At 73.0% G+C, this 17,772-nt stretch carries 17 protein-coding genes; all 17 read left to right on the top strand.

All coding sequences use genetic code 11. From position 1 onward, the window contains the following. Window positions 1-32 precede the first annotated feature (32 nt). The 17 genes from mraY (at window position 33) to ACSMXO_RS32500 (ending at window position 17,750) form a co-directional block, all read left to right on the top strand. Window positions 33-1,163, top strand: a complete 1,131-nt coding sequence (gene mraY / locus ACSMXO_RS32580) for a phospho-N-acetylmuramoyl-pentapeptide-transferase (protein WP_346262494.1) — start codon at window positions 33-35, stop codon at window positions 1,161-1,163. Window positions 1,164-1,695: 532 nt separating this feature from the next. Beyond that, complete coding sequence (locus ACSMXO_RS32575) at window positions 1,696-3,168, top strand: FtsW/RodA/SpoVE family cell cycle protein (RefSeq protein ID WP_455419364.1); 1,473 nt, start codon at window positions 1,696-1,698, stop codon at window positions 3,166-3,168. Next, the gene (gene murG, locus ACSMXO_RS32570) at window positions 3,168-4,274 is read left to right on the top strand and encodes an undecaprenyldiphospho-muramoylpentapeptide beta-N-acetylglucosaminyltransferase (protein ID WP_346262495.1); all 1,107 of its coding nucleotides are present in this window, start codon (window positions 3,168-3,170) and stop codon (window positions 4,272-4,274) included. Before ACSMXO_RS32575 ends, murG begins: the two co-directional genes overlap by 1 nt. A gap of 337 nt (window positions 4,275-4,611) precedes the next feature. Further along, a complete protein-coding gene (murC, locus tag ACSMXO_RS32565; protein WP_455415040.1) occupies window positions 4,612-6,123 on the top strand; it encodes a UDP-N-acetylmuramate--L-alanine ligase in 1,512 nt (503 codons plus the stop codon). Next, complete coding sequence (locus ACSMXO_RS32560) at window positions 6,120-7,067, top strand: cell division protein FtsQ/DivIB (protein ID WP_455415039.1); 948 nt, start codon at window positions 6,120-6,122, stop codon at window positions 7,065-7,067. Before murC ends, ACSMXO_RS32560 begins: the two co-directional genes overlap by 4 nt. A gap of 267 nt (window positions 7,068-7,334) precedes the next feature. After that, entirely contained in the window at window positions 7,335-8,432 is a 1,098-nt protein-coding gene (gene ftsZ, locus ACSMXO_RS32555; protein ID WP_346262497.1) for a cell division protein FtsZ, read from the top strand. 8 nt (window positions 8,433-8,440) lie between these two features. Next, the gene (locus tag ACSMXO_RS32550) at window positions 8,441-9,190 is read left to right on the top strand and encodes a YggS family pyridoxal phosphate-dependent enzyme (protein ID WP_455415038.1); all 750 of its coding nucleotides are present in this window, start codon (window positions 8,441-8,443) and stop codon (window positions 9,188-9,190) included. Window positions 9,191-9,383: 193 nt separating this feature from the next. Continuing rightward, complete coding sequence (locus ACSMXO_RS32545; protein WP_346262499.1) at window positions 9,384-10,088, top strand: cell division protein SepF; 705 nt, start codon at window positions 9,384-9,386, stop codon at window positions 10,086-10,088. 29 nt (window positions 10,089-10,117) lie between these two features. Further along, window positions 10,118-10,414: a YggT family protein gene (locus ACSMXO_RS32540; protein ID WP_318394615.1), complete on the top strand. Its 297-nt coding sequence runs from the start codon at window positions 10,118-10,120 to the stop codon at window positions 10,412-10,414. A 52-nt stretch (window positions 10,415-10,466) separates the two neighbouring features. Continuing rightward, window positions 10,467-11,276 (top strand): DivIVA domain-containing protein, encoded by an 810-nt coding sequence (locus tag ACSMXO_RS32535; protein WP_346262500.1) that lies wholly within the window; start codon window positions 10,467-10,469, stop codon window positions 11,274-11,276. 56 nt (window positions 11,277-11,332) lie between these two features. Then, entirely contained in the window at window positions 11,333-12,058 is a 726-nt protein-coding gene (locus ACSMXO_RS32530) for a hypothetical protein (RefSeq protein WP_346262501.1), read from the top strand. A 60-nt stretch (window positions 12,059-12,118) separates the two neighbouring features. Continuing rightward, window positions 12,119-12,424, top strand: a complete 306-nt coding sequence (locus ACSMXO_RS32525) for a DUF167 domain-containing protein (protein WP_346262502.1) — start codon at window positions 12,119-12,121, stop codon at window positions 12,422-12,424. 112 nt (window positions 12,425-12,536) lie between these two features. Continuing rightward, a complete protein-coding gene (locus ACSMXO_RS32520) occupies window positions 12,537-14,039 on the top strand; it encodes a potassium/proton antiporter (protein ID WP_455415037.1) in 1,503 nt (500 codons plus the stop codon). 434 nt (window positions 14,040-14,473) lie between these two features. Next, entirely contained in the window at window positions 14,474-14,893 is a 420-nt protein-coding gene (locus ACSMXO_RS32515; protein WP_101367140.1) for a TraR/DksA family transcriptional regulator, read from the top strand. A gap of 10 nt (window positions 14,894-14,903) precedes the next feature. Next, window positions 14,904-15,653, top strand: a complete 750-nt coding sequence (lspA, locus tag ACSMXO_RS32510; RefSeq protein ID WP_455415036.1) for a signal peptidase II — start codon at window positions 14,904-14,906, stop codon at window positions 15,651-15,653. A 23-nt stretch (window positions 15,654-15,676) separates the two neighbouring features. Continuing rightward, complete coding sequence (locus ACSMXO_RS32505; protein ID WP_455419363.1) at window positions 15,677-16,609, top strand: RluA family pseudouridine synthase; 933 nt, start codon at window positions 15,677-15,679, stop codon at window positions 16,607-16,609. A gap of 37 nt (window positions 16,610-16,646) precedes the next feature. Next, window positions 16,647-17,750 carry a hypothetical protein gene (locus tag ACSMXO_RS32500; protein ID WP_455415035.1) on the top strand — a complete coding sequence of 368 codons (1,104 nt, stop codon included), beginning with the start codon at window positions 16,647-16,649 and terminating at the stop codon, window positions 17,748-17,750. Window positions 17,751-17,772 lie beyond the last annotated feature (22 nt).

Raw genomic sequence — 17,772 nt, 5'->3', positions numbered from 1 at the left:
GTCGAGTCGGCTGCGGCGGAAGGCGTTGCGGCGTGAGGGCGGTCATCGTCGCCATCGGTGTGGCGTTCCTGATCTCGCTCTTCACCACGCCAATCGCCATCAAGGTGTTCACCCGGCTCAAGGCCGGCCAGCCGATCCGGGCCGAGGGCCCGGTGATGCACCAGGGCAAGAAGGGCACGCCGACGATGGGCGGGGTGGTCTTCATCGTCGCCACGGTGATCGCGTACGTCGCCGGACACGTCGCCCTGACCACCCTGCCCGACCAGCAGATCGCCCAGGTCGAGCCGACCATCACCGCGCTGGTGCTGCTCGGGCTGATGGTCTTCTCCGGCGCGGTCGGGTTCATCGACGACTTCCTCAAGGTGCGCAAGCGGAACAGCGCCGGGCTGAACAAGCGGGGCAAGCTGCTCGGCCAGATCCTGGTCGGCGCCGTCTTCGGGGTGATCGCCCTCTACTTCCCGAGCACCATGACCGACGCGTCGGGGGTGGCGACCAACACCGAGACGGTCGGCAGCACCACGCTCTCCTTCATCCGCGACATCGACGCGCTGGAGGTCGGCAAGGTCGCCTCGGTGATCATCATCATCTTCGTGGTGATGGCCGCGACCAACGGCGTCAACCTGACCGACGGACTGGACGGGCTGGCCACCGGCGCCTCGGTGATGGTGCTGGCCGCGTACGCCCTGATCGCGTTCTGGCAGTACCGGCACTGGTGCGCGGACCCGGACTACGTCCGGGGCGGCGCGTACTGCTACACCGTCCGGGACCCGCTGGAGATCGCGCTGATCGCCGGGGCGGCGGCCGGGGCCTGTGTCGGCTTCCTCTGGTGGAACACCTCGCCGGCCCGGATCTTCATGGGCGATACCGGGGCACTCGGGCTGGGCGGCCTGATCGCCGGGATGGCGATGTCCACCCGGACCCTGCTGTTGCTGCCGATCCTCGGCGGGCTCTTCGTGATCATCACCATGTCGGTGGTCATCCAGATCATCTCGTTCCGGACCACCGGCAAACGGGTCTTCCGGATGTCGCCGCTCCAGCACCACTTCGAGCTAGCCGGGTGGAGCGAGGTCAACATTGTCGTCCGGTTCTGGATCATCGCCGGGATCGGGGTGGCGATCGCCCTGGGCCTCTTCTACAGCGAGTTCCTCGCCGCCGTCACCTGACCTCGCCAGCCACCTGACCTCGCCGCCGCCGCCCGACCTCGGCCCGGAGCGGACCAGCTCCGGAACCCGCCCCGGCGGCGAGCACCGGAGCCGGTCCCCGGCCCGGGACACGCCGTACCGGTCCGACACGCCGGCCGGCCACCCTGCGCCAGGGTGGCCGGACCAGCGTCGATGATGGGCGGATGGGGGAGGACGAGGGGGCGGCGCGGTGACCGGGGAGCAGCCACGACGGCCGGCGGGCTCCGCCGGCTCCGGCGCCAGCGGTCGACCGGCCGCCGGTGGCCGGTCCGGCGACGGCGGCGGGCGGCCGGCGGACGACATCGGGCGTGACCCGGCGGGCGGCGGGCGCCCGGGCCGCGTCACCGAGCGCCCGGAGCCGGCCGGCGGCGGGCGCCCGCGCAGCGGTACCGGACGGCCGGAGAACTCCGCCGACGGCGACGGCCCTCCCGGGGTACGCCCGCAGAGCGGGCCGAGCGGCGCCCGGGGTGCCCCCGCCGGGGTACGCCCACCGGACGCCCCGGCCGGAGTCGGCCTGCCCCCGGCCGGGGTTGACCGGGCCTCGGCCGGGGTTGACCTGGCCGGTGGACTGGCCGCGCTGCGCGGGCTGCTGGCCCGGCCACTCGCCTCCTACTACCTGCTCATCTCCAGCTCCGGGCTGCTGCTGCTGATCGGGCTGACGATGGTCTTCTCGGCGACCAGCGTCCGGGCGTCCGCCGCCGACGGCAACGCCTTCGCGATGGTCGCCAAGCAGGCACTCTTCGCGCTGATCGGGCTGGTGGCGTTCTGGATCTGCCAGCGCCTGCCGGCCCGCACCTTCCGGGCGCTCGGGCTGCCGACCCTCGGCGTCGCGGCGTTGCTGCTGGTGGTGCTGGACGTACTGCACCTGTGGGACAAGCTCAACGGCGACCGGGACGCCGTCCTCGGCCCGCTGGAGGCCCGGCTGCTCTGGCTGTACATCGGTCCGATCCAGGTGCAGCCCTCCGAGCTGGCGAAGTTCGGGCTGGTGCTCTGGGGTGCGGACATGATCGCCCGCAAGGGCGCCGCGCTCGGCTGGTGGCGGGAGTTGACCACCCCGCTCTTCCCGGTGGTCGGCCTGCTCTTCCTGCTGGTCGGCTACAACGACCTGGGCACCATGCTCTGCCTGCTCGCCGTGGTGGTCGGGCTGCTCTGGGCGGCCGGCATCCGCAAGCGGGTCTTCGCCACCCTCTCGGTCTTCGGCCTGATCGGGGTCGGGCTGCTGGTCGCCGCCGCCTCGATCGGCGCCGGATCCGGTGCGGAGGGGGCCAGGAACTACCGGCTGGCCCGACTCACCATGTTCTTCAACCCGCCGCCGCCGGACGAGTGCGGGCTCACCGACTGCTACCAATACCTCCAGGCCCGGTACGCGATCGACAACGGCGGCTGGTTCGGCGTCGGGCTGGGCAAGAGCAGCCTGAAGTGGAACTGGCTGCCCGAGGCGCACAACGACTTCATCTTCGCCATCCTCGCCGAGGATCTGGGGGTGGTGGGCTGCGCGGTGGTGCTGACCCTGTTCGCGGTGCTGGCGTACACCGGGTTGCGGATCGCCCGCCGGGTCGCCGATCCGTTCCGCCGGCTGGCCGCCACCGCCGCGACCGCCTGGCTGGTCAGCCAGGCGGTGATCAACATCGGCGGGGTGGTCGGGCTGCTGCCGATCACCGGCCTGCCGCTGCCGTTCATCTCCGACGGCGGCAGCGCCCTGGTGGTGACCCTTGCCGCGATCGGCATGCTCGCCTCGTTCGCCCGCGCCGAACCGGACGCCGCGCGGGCCCTGCACGCCCGTCCGGCGCCCCGATGGGTACGGCTACTCTGGGCCCCGTTGCCGCCGCTTCCCTCGGCGCGCCGCCGTGGGAAGCTACCCGCGCCGGCCCCCCGGGAGCCCGCATCCGGGTCCGGGACCGGGAGGCGACGGGAGCCCGAGGCCGGGCCAGCAGGTGGCCGGGCGAGGCGAGGGCGCGCCGGTACGGCGAGCGAGAGGAGACGCTGATGGGTCCGCTGCGGTCGGTGGTGCTAGCGGGAGGAGGCACGGGTGGGCACATTTACCCGTTGCTGGCCTTCGCCGACTGCCTGCGCCGGCACGACCCGGGGGTACGGATCACCTGCGTCGGCACCCCGAAAGGGTTGGAAAACGACCTGATTCCGCCGCACGGCTACGATCTGCGGCAGATCCCGGCCTATCAGCTCCCCCGGTCGGTCAACATGAACCTGATGCGTACGCCGGACCGGATGTGGAAAGCCGCCCGGGCCGCCGGAAAGGTGATCGACGAGGTACGCGCCAACGTCGTGATCGGGTTCGGCGGCTACGTCTCGGTGCCCGCCTACCTGGCGGCCTGGCGGCGGGAGCTGCCGATCGTGATCCACGAGGTGAACGTGCCGCCGGGGGTGGCCAACCGGCTCGGCATGAAGTTCACCAAGCACGTGGCGGTCGGCTTCCCGCACCAGCCGGCCCAGGCCGAGTCGCTGCGCAACGCCCGGGTGGTCGGGGTGCCGCTGCGGCGCGGCATCACCGCGCTCGACCGGGTGGCACACCGGGCGGCGGCACGCCGGCAGTTCGGCCTGCACCCGGATCTGCCGACCCTCTTCGTGGCCGGCGGTTCGCAGGGCGCCCGCTCGATCAACCTGGCGGTGGCCGGGGCGGCCAAGTCGCTCGCCGCCGCCGGCGTGCAGGTGCTGCACGTGATCGGCGCCCGCAACGAGCCGGTCCACGTCCCGCACGACCTGCCGGTGCCGTACGTGACCCTGCCGTACCTCTCCCAGATGGAGCTGGGCTACGCGGCCGCCGACCTGATGCTCGGCCGGGGCGGCGCGATGACCTGCGCCGAGGTGGCGGCGATCGGGCTGCCCACCGTCTACGTGCCGTACCCGCACAGCAACCAGGAGCAGAAGCGCAACGCCCTGCCGGTGGTGGAGGCCGGCGGCGGGCTGCTGGTCGACGACTCCGAGATGACGGCCGCCTGGGTCGAGCACACCGTGATCCCGCTGATCCGCGACCCGCGCCGGCTGGCCGCGATGGGCGCCGCCGCGGCCGCGTACGGCCGGCGTGACGGCGACGAGGCGCTGCTCGACTTCGTCTACGAGGCGGTGGCCCGGTGAGCGCGAGGAGTGAGCCGGGTTTGCGAGCCCCGCAGTCGCGAACGAAAGCCAGCCCGGTGAGCGTGAGGAGTGAGCCGGGTTTGCGAGCCCCGCAGTCGCGAACGAAAGCCAGCCCGGTGAGCGTGAGGAGTGAGCCGGGTTTGCGAGCCCCGCAGTCGCGAACGAAAGCCAGCCCGGTGAGCGTGAGGAGTGAGCCGGGTTTGCGAGCCCCGCAGTCGCGAACGGATGCCGGCACCGTGAGCGTGCCGGGCGTGCGCGGCGGGGCGGTCGCCAGATCGGGTGCGGCCGAGCTGGGCAAGCCGGTGACCCGACGGATTCCGAGTGGAAGGCTGGTGTCATGAACACCGCGCAGTTCAGTCCGGTCGGCACGCTGTCCGCCGAAGACCTGGGCAGCATCCACCTGATCGGGGTCGGCGGGGTCGGCATGAGCGGGCTGGCCCGGCTGCTGCTCACCCGGGGCCTCCGGGTCTCCGGCAGCGAGCTGCGGGAGTGGCCGGCGCTGGCCGGGCTGCGGGCGCTGGGCGGCACCATCCACATGAGCCACGCGCCGACCAACCTGGACGGCGTCGACACCGTGGTCTACTCCACCGCGATCCCGCAGGACCACCTGGAGCTGGTCGCCGCCCGGGAGCGCGGGCTGCGGGTGCTGCACCGGTCGGAGGCGCTGGCCGCCGCGATGACCGGCCGGCGCACCATCGCGGTCGCCGGTACGCACGGCAAGACCACCACCACCTCGATGGTGACGCTGATCCTCCAGCACGCCGGCCAGGACCCGTCGTTCGTGATCGGTGGCGAGATCTCCGAGGTCGGCTCGAACGCCCACCACGGCAGCGGGGAGTACTTCGTCGCCGAGGCCGACGAGAGCGACCGGTCCTTCCTGCTCTACCGGCCGTACGTCTCGATCATCACCAACATCGACGAGGACCACCTCAACACCTACGGCGACTACGCCGGCCTGGAGGAGGCGTTCGCCGACTTCGCCCGGCTGACCGACCCCGAGGGGTTCGTGGTGACCTGCGCGGACGACCCGGGCACCCGGCGAATGGCCGAGACGCTGCGCGCCGAGGGGCGGACCGTGCACACCTACGGCACGGCCGCCGACGCCGACCTGCGGCTGACCGACGTGGTCTCGTCGGCCGGCGGCGTACGCTATCTGGCCACCCTGCACGGCCAGTCGCTTGGCGAGGTCCGGCTGCCGGTGCCCGGCGCGCACATCGGGCTGAACAGCGCCTCGGCGGTGCTCACCGCCTGCAAGCTCGGCCTGCCGATGGACTCCGTGACCTCGACGCTCGCCTCCTTCCCCGGGGTACGCCGCCGGTTCGAGCGCAAGGGGGTGGCGGCCGGCGTCCAGGTCTACGACGAGTACGCCTACCACCCGACCTCGATGACCGCCGCGCTGAAGACCCTGCGCGAGGTGGCCGGCGACGGTCGGTTGATCGTCGTCTTCCAGCCGTACCGGGTCTACCGGACCCGGGACCTCCAGGCCGAACTGGCCACCGCGCTCGCCATCGCCGACGAGGTGGTGGTGCTGGAGGTCTTCGGCCCGGGCGAGGTCCGGGCGCCCGGCGAGGGCGGGGCGGCGCTGACCGACGCGATCGACCTGCCGGCCGGGCGGAAGGTCTTCCAGCCCTCCTGGGAGGACGTGCCGGCCGAGGTGGCCCGCCGGGCCCGCCGGGGTGACGTGGTGGTGACCATGGGCGCACCGCCGATCTCGCTGATGGGCGACGAACTGCTCGACGCGCTGGCCGGCGGCTCGGCCACCGGCCAGCCGACCGGGACGGCGGGCGGGGCCGGGCAGGAGGCCGGGGCGACCCCGCGCGGTGCCGGGGCAGCCAGCGACGCCGGATGAGCCCGGGCACGTCCCGGGGCCGGTCCGCGGGTCCGGCTCCGGGTGGTCGCTCCGGCGGACCCGGGCAGGGTGGCCGGGGAGCCGGTGGACGTGCCGCCGGCCGCTCCGCCCGGGGCGGTCCGGCCGTCGGCGGCGCCCGCTCCGGCGCGGGCCGTCCGGGGACCGGCCGGTCGGGTACGGGCCGTGCTGCCGGGCGGAGCTGGCGGCTGGTCCGGGCCGGGGCCGACGCGGTGCCGCCGTCGGTACGCCGGTTCACCCGCCGGGCCCGGCAGCGCCGGGTACGTGCGGCGCTGCCGTGGACGGTGCTCGCCGGGGTGCTGGTGCTCAGTCTGGCCGGTGCCGGGATCGTGTACGGTACCCCGCTCTTCGGCTTCCGCACGCTGCGGGTGGTCGGCGCCACCCTGGTCACCGACGACCAGGTACGCCAGGCGGCCCGGGTGACCGACGGTGTTCCGCTGGCCCGGGTCGACCTCGACGCGGTCCGGAACCGGGTCGCCGAGTTGCCGCCGGTGGCCCGGGTGACGGTGTCCCGACAGTGGCCGAACACCCTGCGGGTCGAGGTGGTGGAACGCACCCCGGTCGCGGTGGTGCCGCAGAACCGGCGGTTCCTGGTGGTCGACGCGGCCGGGGTGGTCTTCCAGACCCGCTCGGACCGGCCGGCCGGGCTGCCGCTGGCCCGGCTGGGCACGCCCGGCCCCGACGACGCCGCTACCAAGGGGGCGTTGACCGTGCTCGCCAACCTGACCCCGGAGTTGCGGGACCGCCTCGTCGAGCTGGTGGTGGAGGGCCCGGCCCGGATCACCGTCAAGCTGCGCGGCGGCCGTACGGTGCTCTGGGGCGACGCGTCGCGCAGCGACACCAAGGCCCAGGTGGCGACGTCGTTGCTGGCGCGCGAGGGGGACACCATCGACGTCCGGACGCCGGACGTGGTGACCATCCGCTGACCGGCTTGACCGATCGGGCCGTCCGGCCGCCGGTCGGCTCGCCGGTGACGTTTGTCGGCGGGCGCGCCGACACGCCGCGCAGGTCCTTGGGTTCGGCCGCGCGTACGCATACGTTGCCCCGAGAGGATCAATGGTTGACATAACTGTAAGCCTCTAGTAGAGGGTGAGGGTTACCCTTCGCCTCGCGTACCGAATGGTTGTCGGCCTCGCTCCGGCCCGATCGCCGGGCGGGGTAGCGGCCGCCGAGATCGAAGGAAAGGACCGGCGATGACACCTCCGCACAACTACCTGGCGGTCATCAAGGTCGTCGGCATCGGCGGCGGCGGCGTCAACGCCGTGAACCGGATGATCGAGGTCGGGCTCAAGGGCGTCGAGTTCATCGCGATCAACACCGATGCCCAGGCCCTGCTGATGAGTGACGCCGACGTCAAGCTCGACGTGGGCCGGGAGCTGACCCGGGGGCTGGGCGCCGGCGCCAACCCGGACGTCGGCAAGAACGCCGCCGAGGACCACCGCGACGAGATCGAGGAGGTGCTCAAGGGTGCCGACATGGTCTTCGTGACCTGCGGCGAGGGCGGCGGTACGGGTACCGGCGGCGCGCCCGTGGTGGCGAACATCGCCCGCAAGCTGGGCGCCCTCACCATCGGCGTGGTGACCCGGCCGTTCTCGTTCGAGGGCAAGCGCCGGCAGGTGCAGGCCGAGGCCGGCATCGACGAGTTGCGCAACCAGTGCGACACCCTGATCGTCATCCCGAACGACCGGCTGCTCGCGCTCGGCGACCGTGGCATCAGCATGATGGACGCCTTCCGGCAGGCCGACCAGGTGCTGCTCTCCGGTGTGCAGGGGATCACCGACCTGATCACCACGCCGGGTCTAATCAACCTGGACTTCGCCGACGTCAAGAGCGTGATGAGCGGCGCGGGCAGCGCGCTGATGGGCATCGGCAGCGCCCGGGGGGACAACCGGGCGGTGGAGGCGGCCGAGGCGGCCATCTCCAGCCCGCTGCTGGAGCAGAGCATGGACGGTGCCCGGGGCGTGCTGCTCTCCATCGCCGGCGGCTCCGACCTCGGCCTCTTCGAGATCAACGACGCGGCGCAGTTGGTCACCGACGCCGCCCACCCGGATGCGAACATCATCTTCGGTGCCGTGATCGACGACGCGCTCGGCGACGAGGTCCGGGTGACGGTGATCGCGGCGGGCTTCGACGGCGGAGCCCCGGCGTACAAGCCGGTGGAGCAGGCCCGCAAGGTCACCCCGCCGGCCGTCGCGCCGGTCTCGCCGCCTACGCCGCCGCCGGCGCAGACCCCGCGTCGGGTGCTCTTCGACGACGTGGACGTGCCGGACTTCCTCAAGAACGGTTCCTGAGCCGCCAGATGACCGAACCACCCCTCCCGGCGCCGGACGACGCGCGCCGGGCAGAACTCGCGGCCAACCTGGCCCGGGTACGATCCCGGATCGACGCCGCCTGTGCCTCGGCCGGCCGGGATCCGGCCGACGTGACCATGGTCGCGGTGACCAAGACCTATCCGGCCTCCGACGTGGCGCTCCTGGCCGAGCTGGGCGTACGCGACGTGGGGGAGAACCGCGACCAGGAGGCCGCGCCGAAGGCGGCCGAGGTGGCGGCGACCGGTGCCCGGGTGCGCTGGCACTTCGTCGGGCAGCTCCAGCGCAACAAGGCCCGCTCCGTGATCCGGTACGCCGACCTGGTGCACTCGGTGGACAGCGTACGGCTGGCCGGCGCCCTCGCCGACGCGGCGGGGCGGCACCGGGAGCGGCCGCTGGACGTGCTGGTCCAGGTCAACCTGGACGGTGCGGCGGACCGGGGCGGTGCACTGGTCGCGGGGAACGACCCGGACCGGGGGGTCGACGCGGTCGCCGCGGCGGTGGCCGGGTCGGAGCGGCTGCGCCTGGGCGGGGTGATGGCGGTCGCCCCGCTCGGAGCGGATCCGGAGCCCGCCTTCGCCACGTTGGCCGAGGTCGCCGCCGCGCTGCGGGCCGAATATCCGGGAGCGGTCGCGGTGTCGGCCGGGATGAGCGGTGACCTGGAGGCGGCGATCGCATACGGCGCGACACATGTGCGGATCGGCAGCGCGTTGCTCGGAATGCGTAGCACGCTGCGGTAGCCTGACAACCGGACACCAAACTACATCAGTGTTGTTTGAGGCGACATCCCCACTGGCGGGGGTCGGGGTGAGACCGGTTTCACGGTCGTGCCGGGGGTTGCCGTCTCGGGCCGGTGGGCACTGCAGTGTTCACGCGCGTGACAGGGGCACGGCACGGGGGGTGTGTGTCGCACGGCGGACGGAGGGGCGCGGGATGGGTGCACTGCGCAAGGCGGGGGTCTGGCTCGGCCTCGTCGAGGAGGACGACGAGCGGGCCTACGACGACGGTGGCTACGAGAAGAGTGGCTACCGCGAGTCGCGTTACCGGCAGAGCCGGTACGCCGACGAGTTCGCCGACGAGGACGAGGAGCAGGACGAGGCTCCACCGCCCCGGCCCCGGGCCGGTGAGCGGACCCGGCTGGCCGAGCGCAACGTCGGCCGTTCCGTCGAGCACGACCGCGCCGACGGTGACCGTCCGGAGCGGACTGAGCGCGCGGAGCGATCCAGCGTACGGTCGATCAGCCGGCCGAGCAGCGCCGAGCCGTCCAGCGCGCTGACGTACCAGACCCGGGACAATCTCGCGTTGGCCCCGCAGGCCCAGTTGCGTGAGCGGCCGGTGCCGGCCGAGCAGCCGGAGCAGCGCTACCAGATCACGACGCTGCACGTCACCACGTACCGTGAGGGCCGCACCATCGGCGAGCACTTCCGGGACGGCGTTCCGGTGATCATCAACCTCACCGAGATGGACGAGGCCGATGCCCGCCGATTGGTCGATTTCGCCGCCGGTCTGGCGTTCGGTCTGCGCGGTACGATCGAGCGCGTGACCAACCGGGTGTTCCTACTCTCACCGGCTAACGTCCAGGTCACCGCGGAGGACAAGGCCAAGATCGCTGAGGGTGGGTTTTTCAGCCTGAGCTAGCCCGACCGAGGGATCCGCCTGCCGTGTTTCTGCCCATCCTGTTTCAGGTCCTCTACCTGATTCTCTACGTCTTCCTCCTGGTGCTTTTGGCCCGGTTTGTCCTAAGTGCCGTCCTCCAGTACGGTCGTCGCTGGCAACCGAGCCGGGGGGCGGCGGCAGGAATGGAGTCGGTGTGGAGCGTCACTGATCCGCCTCTCAAGGCGTTGAGGCGTGTGATCCCTCCATTGCGAATTGGTACCGTGAGCATCGACCTGGCCTCCCTTGTGCTCCTGGTTATCCTGTTCGTGCTGATGGAGTTCGTGTTAAGGCCGTTGATCTTCAGTTGAACAACCTGGTGACCGGCGTGCCGCGCGGCCGCAACTGACCCGAGGAGTTTCGATGCCGCTGACCCCGGCCGACGTGCACAACGTCGCCTTCAAGAAGCCGCCTATCGGCAAGCGGGGGTATGACGAGGAGGAAGTCGACGCGTTTCTGGACGAGGTCGAGCGCGAGCTCGCCCGCCTGATCGAAGAGAACAACGAACTGCGCGCCCAGGTGGAGCGCGGCGGCCGTGGCGGCGCGCCAGCCGGCCCGGGCCCCGACCCACGCCTGGCTGCCGAGCTCAACGACGTCAAGGCCCAGCTCGACCGGGTGCAGCGGGACAAGGCCCAGGCCGAGCAGGCCGCCCGGGCGATGCAGGCCGAACTGGAGCAGGTCCGGGCCCAGGGCGGCCCGGCGGTCGGCGGCGGCGACGGGGAGCAGCAGGCTCTCCGGGTGCTGATGATGGCGCAGCGCACGGCGGACGACCACGTCTCCGACGCGCGCCGCGAGGCGGACCAGCTCCTCTCCGAGGCGCGGACCAAGGCCGAGGAGGTCACCCGCGAGGCGCGGGCCAAGGCCGACGCGCTGGAGCGGGACGCCCGCCAGCGGCACCAGGAGGCCATGGGCGGCCTGGACGCCAAGCGCACCGCGCTGCAGAAGCACATCGAGGAGCTCAAGCAGTTCGAGCGCGAGTACCGCACCCGGCTCAAGGCATACCTGGAGAGCCAGTTGCGCGACCTCGACGGGCGTGGTCAGGGCCTGGAGGTGGAGATGACCCGGACCGACGGCAATCGGTCCGGCGGCAGCACCCCCGGCCTCGCCACCGCCGGCCTGGCGAACTCGTACGGCGGGAGCGGGCGCTCCGGCGCACTCGAGACCGGGCGCTGATCCCGTCAGGGACCAACGCCGTACGACAACCGGAACCGATGCGTCGGGGGTGAGCCGTGATAGTCGGCAGTCTGGTGCTCATCCTCGCCGCCGTCGCGCTGCTGGTGCTCGGCCTGGGCAGCGGGTCGAGTGGGCTGCTGATCAGCTCGATCGCGGTCAGCCTGCTGGCCGCCGTCGCACTGGTGGTGGGCGCCCGACAGGCGGCCGGGGTGCGGGACACGGCGGGCGGCATCGCTACGGACGGGCCCGATGACGACGGGCTGACCGCCCGGGGCGGCGGCGAGGCGGGCGACCCCCGCCGTCGCCGGCCACCGACCAGCACCCGGATGGCACCGACCGACCCCCGCCTCGGCGGCAACGGCGGGGCCGATCCGTTCCCCGAGAGCGGGTCGGTGCTGACCGAGCCCGTCGAGGTCACGGTCCCCGCCCAGGCCACCCGGCCCGGCGCCGACAACGACGACACCGGCTGGCGGCAACCGGCCGGCGCGTCGGAGGGGCCCGCGGCCGGTCCGGTCGGGCAGGGCGAGCCGGACGACGACGTCCCGGCGGACGAGCCGGCCCCCCAGCCGGTCTCCGAGGCCGACGCCGCGCTGGTCGCCGCGCTGCTCGACGACGTGTACGTCGTCGACGGCCGCCCGCGTTACCACCTTGCCGACTGTCCACACCTGTCCGGTCGGGAGAGCGAACCGCTTCCGGTGAGCGAGGCGGTGGAGCTCGGCTTCACCCCGTGTGGGCGCTGCGAGCCGGACACTGCCCTGCTCACCGATGCGCGCCGGGGCTGACGGCGGGGCGCCGGCGGCTTCCGGCGTGCCGGGAGCGCGGATGGTTCCGGTGTGCCCGCCGTGACCGAGACCGCAGCGCTGACCGTCGCGGTCCGGGTCAAGCCCGGCGCGTCCCGGGCCCGGGTCGGCGGTCGGTTCGACGGCCCGTACGGGCCCGCGCTGGTGATCGCCGTACATCCGCCGGCGGCCGACGGCCGGGCCACCGAGGCGGCCCGGCGAGCGCTCGCCGAGGCGCTCCGGCTGCGGCCGGCGGCGGTCAGCCTGCGTACCGGCGCGGCCAGCCGGGACAAACTTTTCCTGGTCGACGGGGCCGATCCCGACGTCGACGCGCGGTTGCGCCAGCTCCGCGACGGGCCCGTGCGGTGAACCCTCTGCCACCTCCGCTCGCGGTCCGCCCTGACCGCGAGGCAGGGCGGATGCGCCGAGCGGTCCAGGTCGACGAGGGTTCAGCGCGCGCCCGGCCCCGTGCGCGGCGGCCGTGACCGATCGGCTCGACGTCGCCCTGCTGATCGGCGCGGCGGTGCTGCTCGTCGCGGTCGGCGCGGTCCGGCTCTCGACCCGGCTCGGCGTGCCGAGCCTGCTGGTCTATCTCGCCATCGGGGTGGCGATCGGCGAGTCCGGCCTCGGCATCCGGTTCGACGACGCCGAGCTGACCCGGGCGCTCGGCTTCTGCGCGCTGATCGTGATCATCGCCGAGGGTGGCCTGACCGCCCGGTGGAGCACGCTGCGACCGGTACTCGGCATCTCCGTCACGCTGGCCACCGTCGGGGTGGTGGTCAGCATCGCGGTGGTCGGGGTGGTGGTGCACGTCCTGCTCGGCCTGGACTGGCGGCTCGCGCTGCTCTACGGCGCGGTGCTCTCCTCCACCGACGCGGCGGCGGTCTTCGCCACGCTGCGCTGGCTGCGGCTGCCACACCGGCTGGTGGCCACCCTGGAGGCCGAGTCGGGGATGAACGACGCCCCGGTGGTACTGCTGGTGGTGCTGCTCTCCACCTCGTCGCTGGCCGGCCACGTCTGGTGGTACGAGGTGCTGCTGGTCTGCTACGAGCTCGCCGTCGGCGCCGTACTCGGCTTCGCGGTGGGGATGCTCGGGCGGTGGACGCTGCGCCGGGCCGCCCTGCCGTCCTCCGGGCTCTATCCGATCGCCGCGGTCGGTCTCACCGTGCTCGCGTACGGGGTGGCCACCGTGTCGCACGCCTCCGGGTTCATCGCGGTCTACGTCGCCGGGGTGGTGCTGGGCAACTCGCGGTTGCCGCACCGGCAGGCGATCCTCGGCTTCGCCGACGGGCTGGCCTGGGTGGCCCAGATCGGCCTCTTCGTGCTGCTCGGCCTGCTCAGCGCGCCGGGCCGGCTGCAGGACGCGCTGCTGCCCGCCGTGGTCGCCGGGCTGGCACTGACCTTCCTGGCCCGGCCGCTGTCGGTGGTGGTCAGCGTGGCCGGATTCCGGGTGCGTCCACGGGAACAGGCGTTCCTGTCCTGGGCCGGGTTGCGCGGCGCGGTGCCGATCGTGCTGGCCACGATCCCGCTCTCCGAGGGGCTGCCCGGCGCCGCCCAGCTCTTCGACACCGTCTTCGTACTGGTGGTGATCTTCACGCTGGTGCAGGCCGGCACCCTCGGCCCGGTGGCCCGCCGGCTGGGCATCGCCGCCCCGGCCGAGCTGACCGAACTGCGGGTGGAGACCGCTCCGCTGGAACGGATGCAGGCGGACCTGTTGCAGTTGGAGATCCCCCCGGGCTCCCGGCTGGTCGGCGTACACCTGGACGAGCTGCGGTTGCCGGTGGGTGCCTCGGTCACCCTGGTCTCCCGGGACGGCGTCGGGTTCGTGCCCGGCCAGGACACCCGGCTGAAGGTCGGTGACAGCCTGTTGATCGTGGCCACCGCCCGGGTCCGGGACGAGGTCGAGCGCCGGCTGCGGGCGGTGAACCGGCGCGGGCGGCTGGCCCGGTGGTTTGGGGAGTACGGCGACGACCGCACCAAATAGTGCTATTGTTCCTTTTGCCCGGTTTACGGATTATTACGGGTTGAAATCGGTAACATCGGTGCGGCATGTTGTCGGACGTCTGTACGTTCCGTATTCTTGCCAACCTCCGGAGTGCGCGGCGTCCCGCCGCGCGCCCGTTTTGCAATTGGGGGACGTCGTGGTCGGACGGGCGAGGGTCGGAGGCAAGACAGCCGGAATGTCCGGTTCGTCGCTCGCGCCCGATGCCGCCCGGCAGCCCCGCACCGCCGCGCGGCACCGGCGACCGGCGCCCCCGGGACCCGGTGACGGTGGACCCCGTCGCCGGCAGTACCCCACCGGTCGCGCCCGCCGGAGCGACCGCACCGCGCAGGACCCGCCGGACCGTCACGGGAGCGTCGGAGGTTCCTGTCCAGGCACGGCCGATCGCCGCGGAGTCCGCGGCCGAGGGAGCGACGATGGCTAAGCCAGCAGAGACCAGGACCGCCGGCCGCAAGTCGGCACCGAAGACGTCGCGCAGCGCTGCGGAGACCGAGAAGATCCGCGCCGCACTGGCGGCCCGCCGGGACGAACTCCGTGCCGAGTACGATCAGACGCTGAGCGAGATCACCGAGCTGCAGCGCGACCGGTTGACCGACTCGGCCGGGGACGACCAGGCCGACACCGGCACCAAGACGTTCGAGCGGGAGCAGGAGATCTCCCTCGCCAACAGCATCCTGGAACGCATCACCCAGGTGGAGCGGGCCCTGGAGCGGCTTGACGAGGGTAGCTACGGCTGGTGCGAGCGGTGCGGCAATCCGATCCCGGTGGAGCGGCTCGCCGCGTTCCCCTCCGCCACGCTGTGCGTCTCGTGCAAGCAGTTGGAGGAGCGCCGGTGAGCCCCACCGGGTGGTGAATGGAGGAAAGGGACTCCTGCTGAACATCGACGACGAGCGGACGACCAACAACGACGGGCCGGCCGCCGAGGCCCTGGCGGCCGGGTCAGGGCTGGATCGCGCCGCCCCGAGGCGGACCCGGCGGGTGGCCGTCACGGTACTGCTGGCCACCGCCGTACTGGCCTGGCTCGCCGATCTCGGCACGAAGCACCTCGCCCTGGCGGCCCTCACCGACCGGGACCCGGTACGCCTGCTCGGCGGCGCGGTCTACCTGACCCTGACCCGCAACAGCGGAGCGGCGTTCAGTCTCGCCTCCGACCACACCTGGGTCTTCCCACTGGTCACCGCCGGGGTGATCGGCTGGATCGGCTGGATGGCGGCCCGGCTGCGCTCGCTGCCCTGGGCGATCTCGCTCGGTCTGGTGCTCGGCGGCGCCCTCGGCAACCTGACCGACCGGATCTTCCGGGCTCCCGGGCCCTTCGTCGGGCACGTCGTCGACATGGTCAGCCTCTTCGACCCGTACGGGCAGGTCTGGCCGATCTTCAACCTGGCGGACAGTGCCCTGGTCAGCGGCGTCGTCCTGGCGGTGCTACTGGAACTGGGCGGCCGGCAGCGGGACGGCACCCGGCTGCGCTCCCGGCCGAAGCGCACCGACCCGGGTTCAGGCACGCCGTCGAGCGGGCCCGGGCGGGACGGCAGCCGGACCTCCACGCCGGCCGCGAGCCGGACCGAGGCCGAAACCGAGCGACGGGACCTGTCGTGACCTCAATCTCCGACGCGGGTCCGATGCGGCCCGCTGGCGACCGCCGCTCCCTGCCGGTACCCGACGGACTCGACGGGATGCGGCTGGACCAGGCGGTGTCCCGGCTCTTCGGCCTCTCCCGCACGGTGGCGGCGGCACTGGTCGAGGCCGGTGACGCCCTCGTCGACGGTGCCGCCCGGCCCAAGTCCGACCGGGTCTCGGCCGGCTCGTGGCTGGAGGTGGTGCTGCCCGCGCCGCCCACCGCGCCGACCGTCATCGCCGAGACGGTGCCCGGACTGCGGGTGGTCTACTCCGACGACGACATCGTGGTGGTCGACAAGCCGGTCGGGGTGGCGGCGCATCCGAGCCCGGGGTGGACCGGGCCGACGGTGATCGGCGGGCTGGCCGCGCTCGGGCACACCATCGCGACCAGTGGCGCCGCCGAGCGGCAGGGCATCGTGCACCGGCTGGACGTCGGCACCACCGGCGTGATGGTGGTGGCCAAGAGCGAGCAGGCGTACAGCCTGCTGAAACGGGCGTTCAAGGCCCGCGAGGTGGAGAAGCGCTACCACGCGGTGGTGCAGGGACACCTGGACCCGCTGCGCGGCACGGTCGACGCGCCGATCGACCGGCACCCGACCCACGACTACCGCTGGGCGGTGGTGGCCGGCGGCAAGCCGAGCATCACCCACTACGACACCCTGGAGGCGTTTCCGGCGGCCAGCCTGCTCGACGTACGGCTGGAGACCGGGCGTACGCACCAGATCCGGGTACACCTCTCCACCCTGCGGCACCCCTGTGTCGGTGATCTGACATACGGTGCCGATCCCACCCTGGCGGCCCGGCTCCGGCTCACCCGGCAGTGGCTGCACGCCCGCGAGCTGGCCTTCGCGCACCCCCGGACGGCCGAGCAGGTCCGGTTCGTCAGCGACTACCCTGACGACCTGGAAGTTGCACTCCGCATCCTGCGCGACTGACCGACCGGCAGGGATCACCCGACGAGGGAGTTCGTCCGTGCGCCTCGGCGACCTGTTGCGACAGTTGGACAGCCGACTGTTGCCGCCCCTGGCCCGGGGCATGGCCCGGCTCGGGCACGGCCGGCCGCGGCTGCGGCTGCTGGCCACGGTCGCGCTGCTCTGCTCGGCGGCCGTACTGGTCACCGCCGTGTGGGCGGCCGATCGACGGCCGGCCGGCGACCAGACCGTCGGCGAGGTCACCCGGGTCGGGGTGGTGCAGGGCGAGTCCATCCCCGGCTACCTGGAGGCGACCCGGGGGGAGCTGCGGTCGCTGGTCGCGGCCGGCGCGGCCGACCCGGCGCAGCCGACGTACGCCCTGGTGACCATGTCGGCCTACCTGGCACCGGACCGGCTGACCCCGGTGCTGACCGGGATCGGTGTCTCGGAGGTCTTCGCCCGGCTGTGGCGCCCCGGCACCCAGACCGAGATCGTGCGCATCCCGGCCCTGCGCCTCCCGGACGACGTGGTCGCCGGGATGTCGGAGGTCGCGGCGCGCAAGGACCGGGAGGCCCGGGACTACCAGGAGCGGGCCGCCGGGGTCACCGGCGACGGGCCGCAGGAGCAGGAGCTGCGCCGGTTCTACGCCAGCGGTGCCCGGGTCGCCGACGAGGAGGCCACCGCCTACCGGGCCCGGTGCTCGTGCGTCTACGCCGCCGTGGTGCGGGGCGAACCGGCCACACTGGAGCGGATCGCCGCCCGACCCGAGGTCCGCGCGGTGGACCCGGCGCCGGAGGTGCAGCGGCTGGACCGTACCGTCTTCACACCGCCGCTGCCCGAGCAGAAGGATGTGGCGCGTCCGCCGGCCGACGTGAGCCTGCCGGTGATCGACGGTGACGGTACCGACGGGCCGGATACCGGACGTGAGCCGGACCCGGCCGTCCCGACGAGCTCGGCCGGCCCGCCGGCCGATTCGCCCGTCGCCCCGCCGGTCGTCGTGACCCCCGGCCCGGGCGGCCCCGGTGCGACCGAACCGCCGTCTACCCTGGACCCGCCGCCGAACCCGACGGCCGGTTCACCGCCGGTCGAGATACCGTCGGACCGGCCGCCGGTCGAGGCACCCCCGGTCGACCCGGCCAACACCGGGGAGAGCGGTGGAGCATGACAGTGGACTGCAGGATGGACGT

It is taken from the genome of Plantactinospora sp. DSM 117369 (assembly GCF_053764795.1).
The sequence above is the reverse complement of the archived record's forward strand: the minus strand, read 5'-3'. Positions and strand labels throughout refer to the sequence as shown.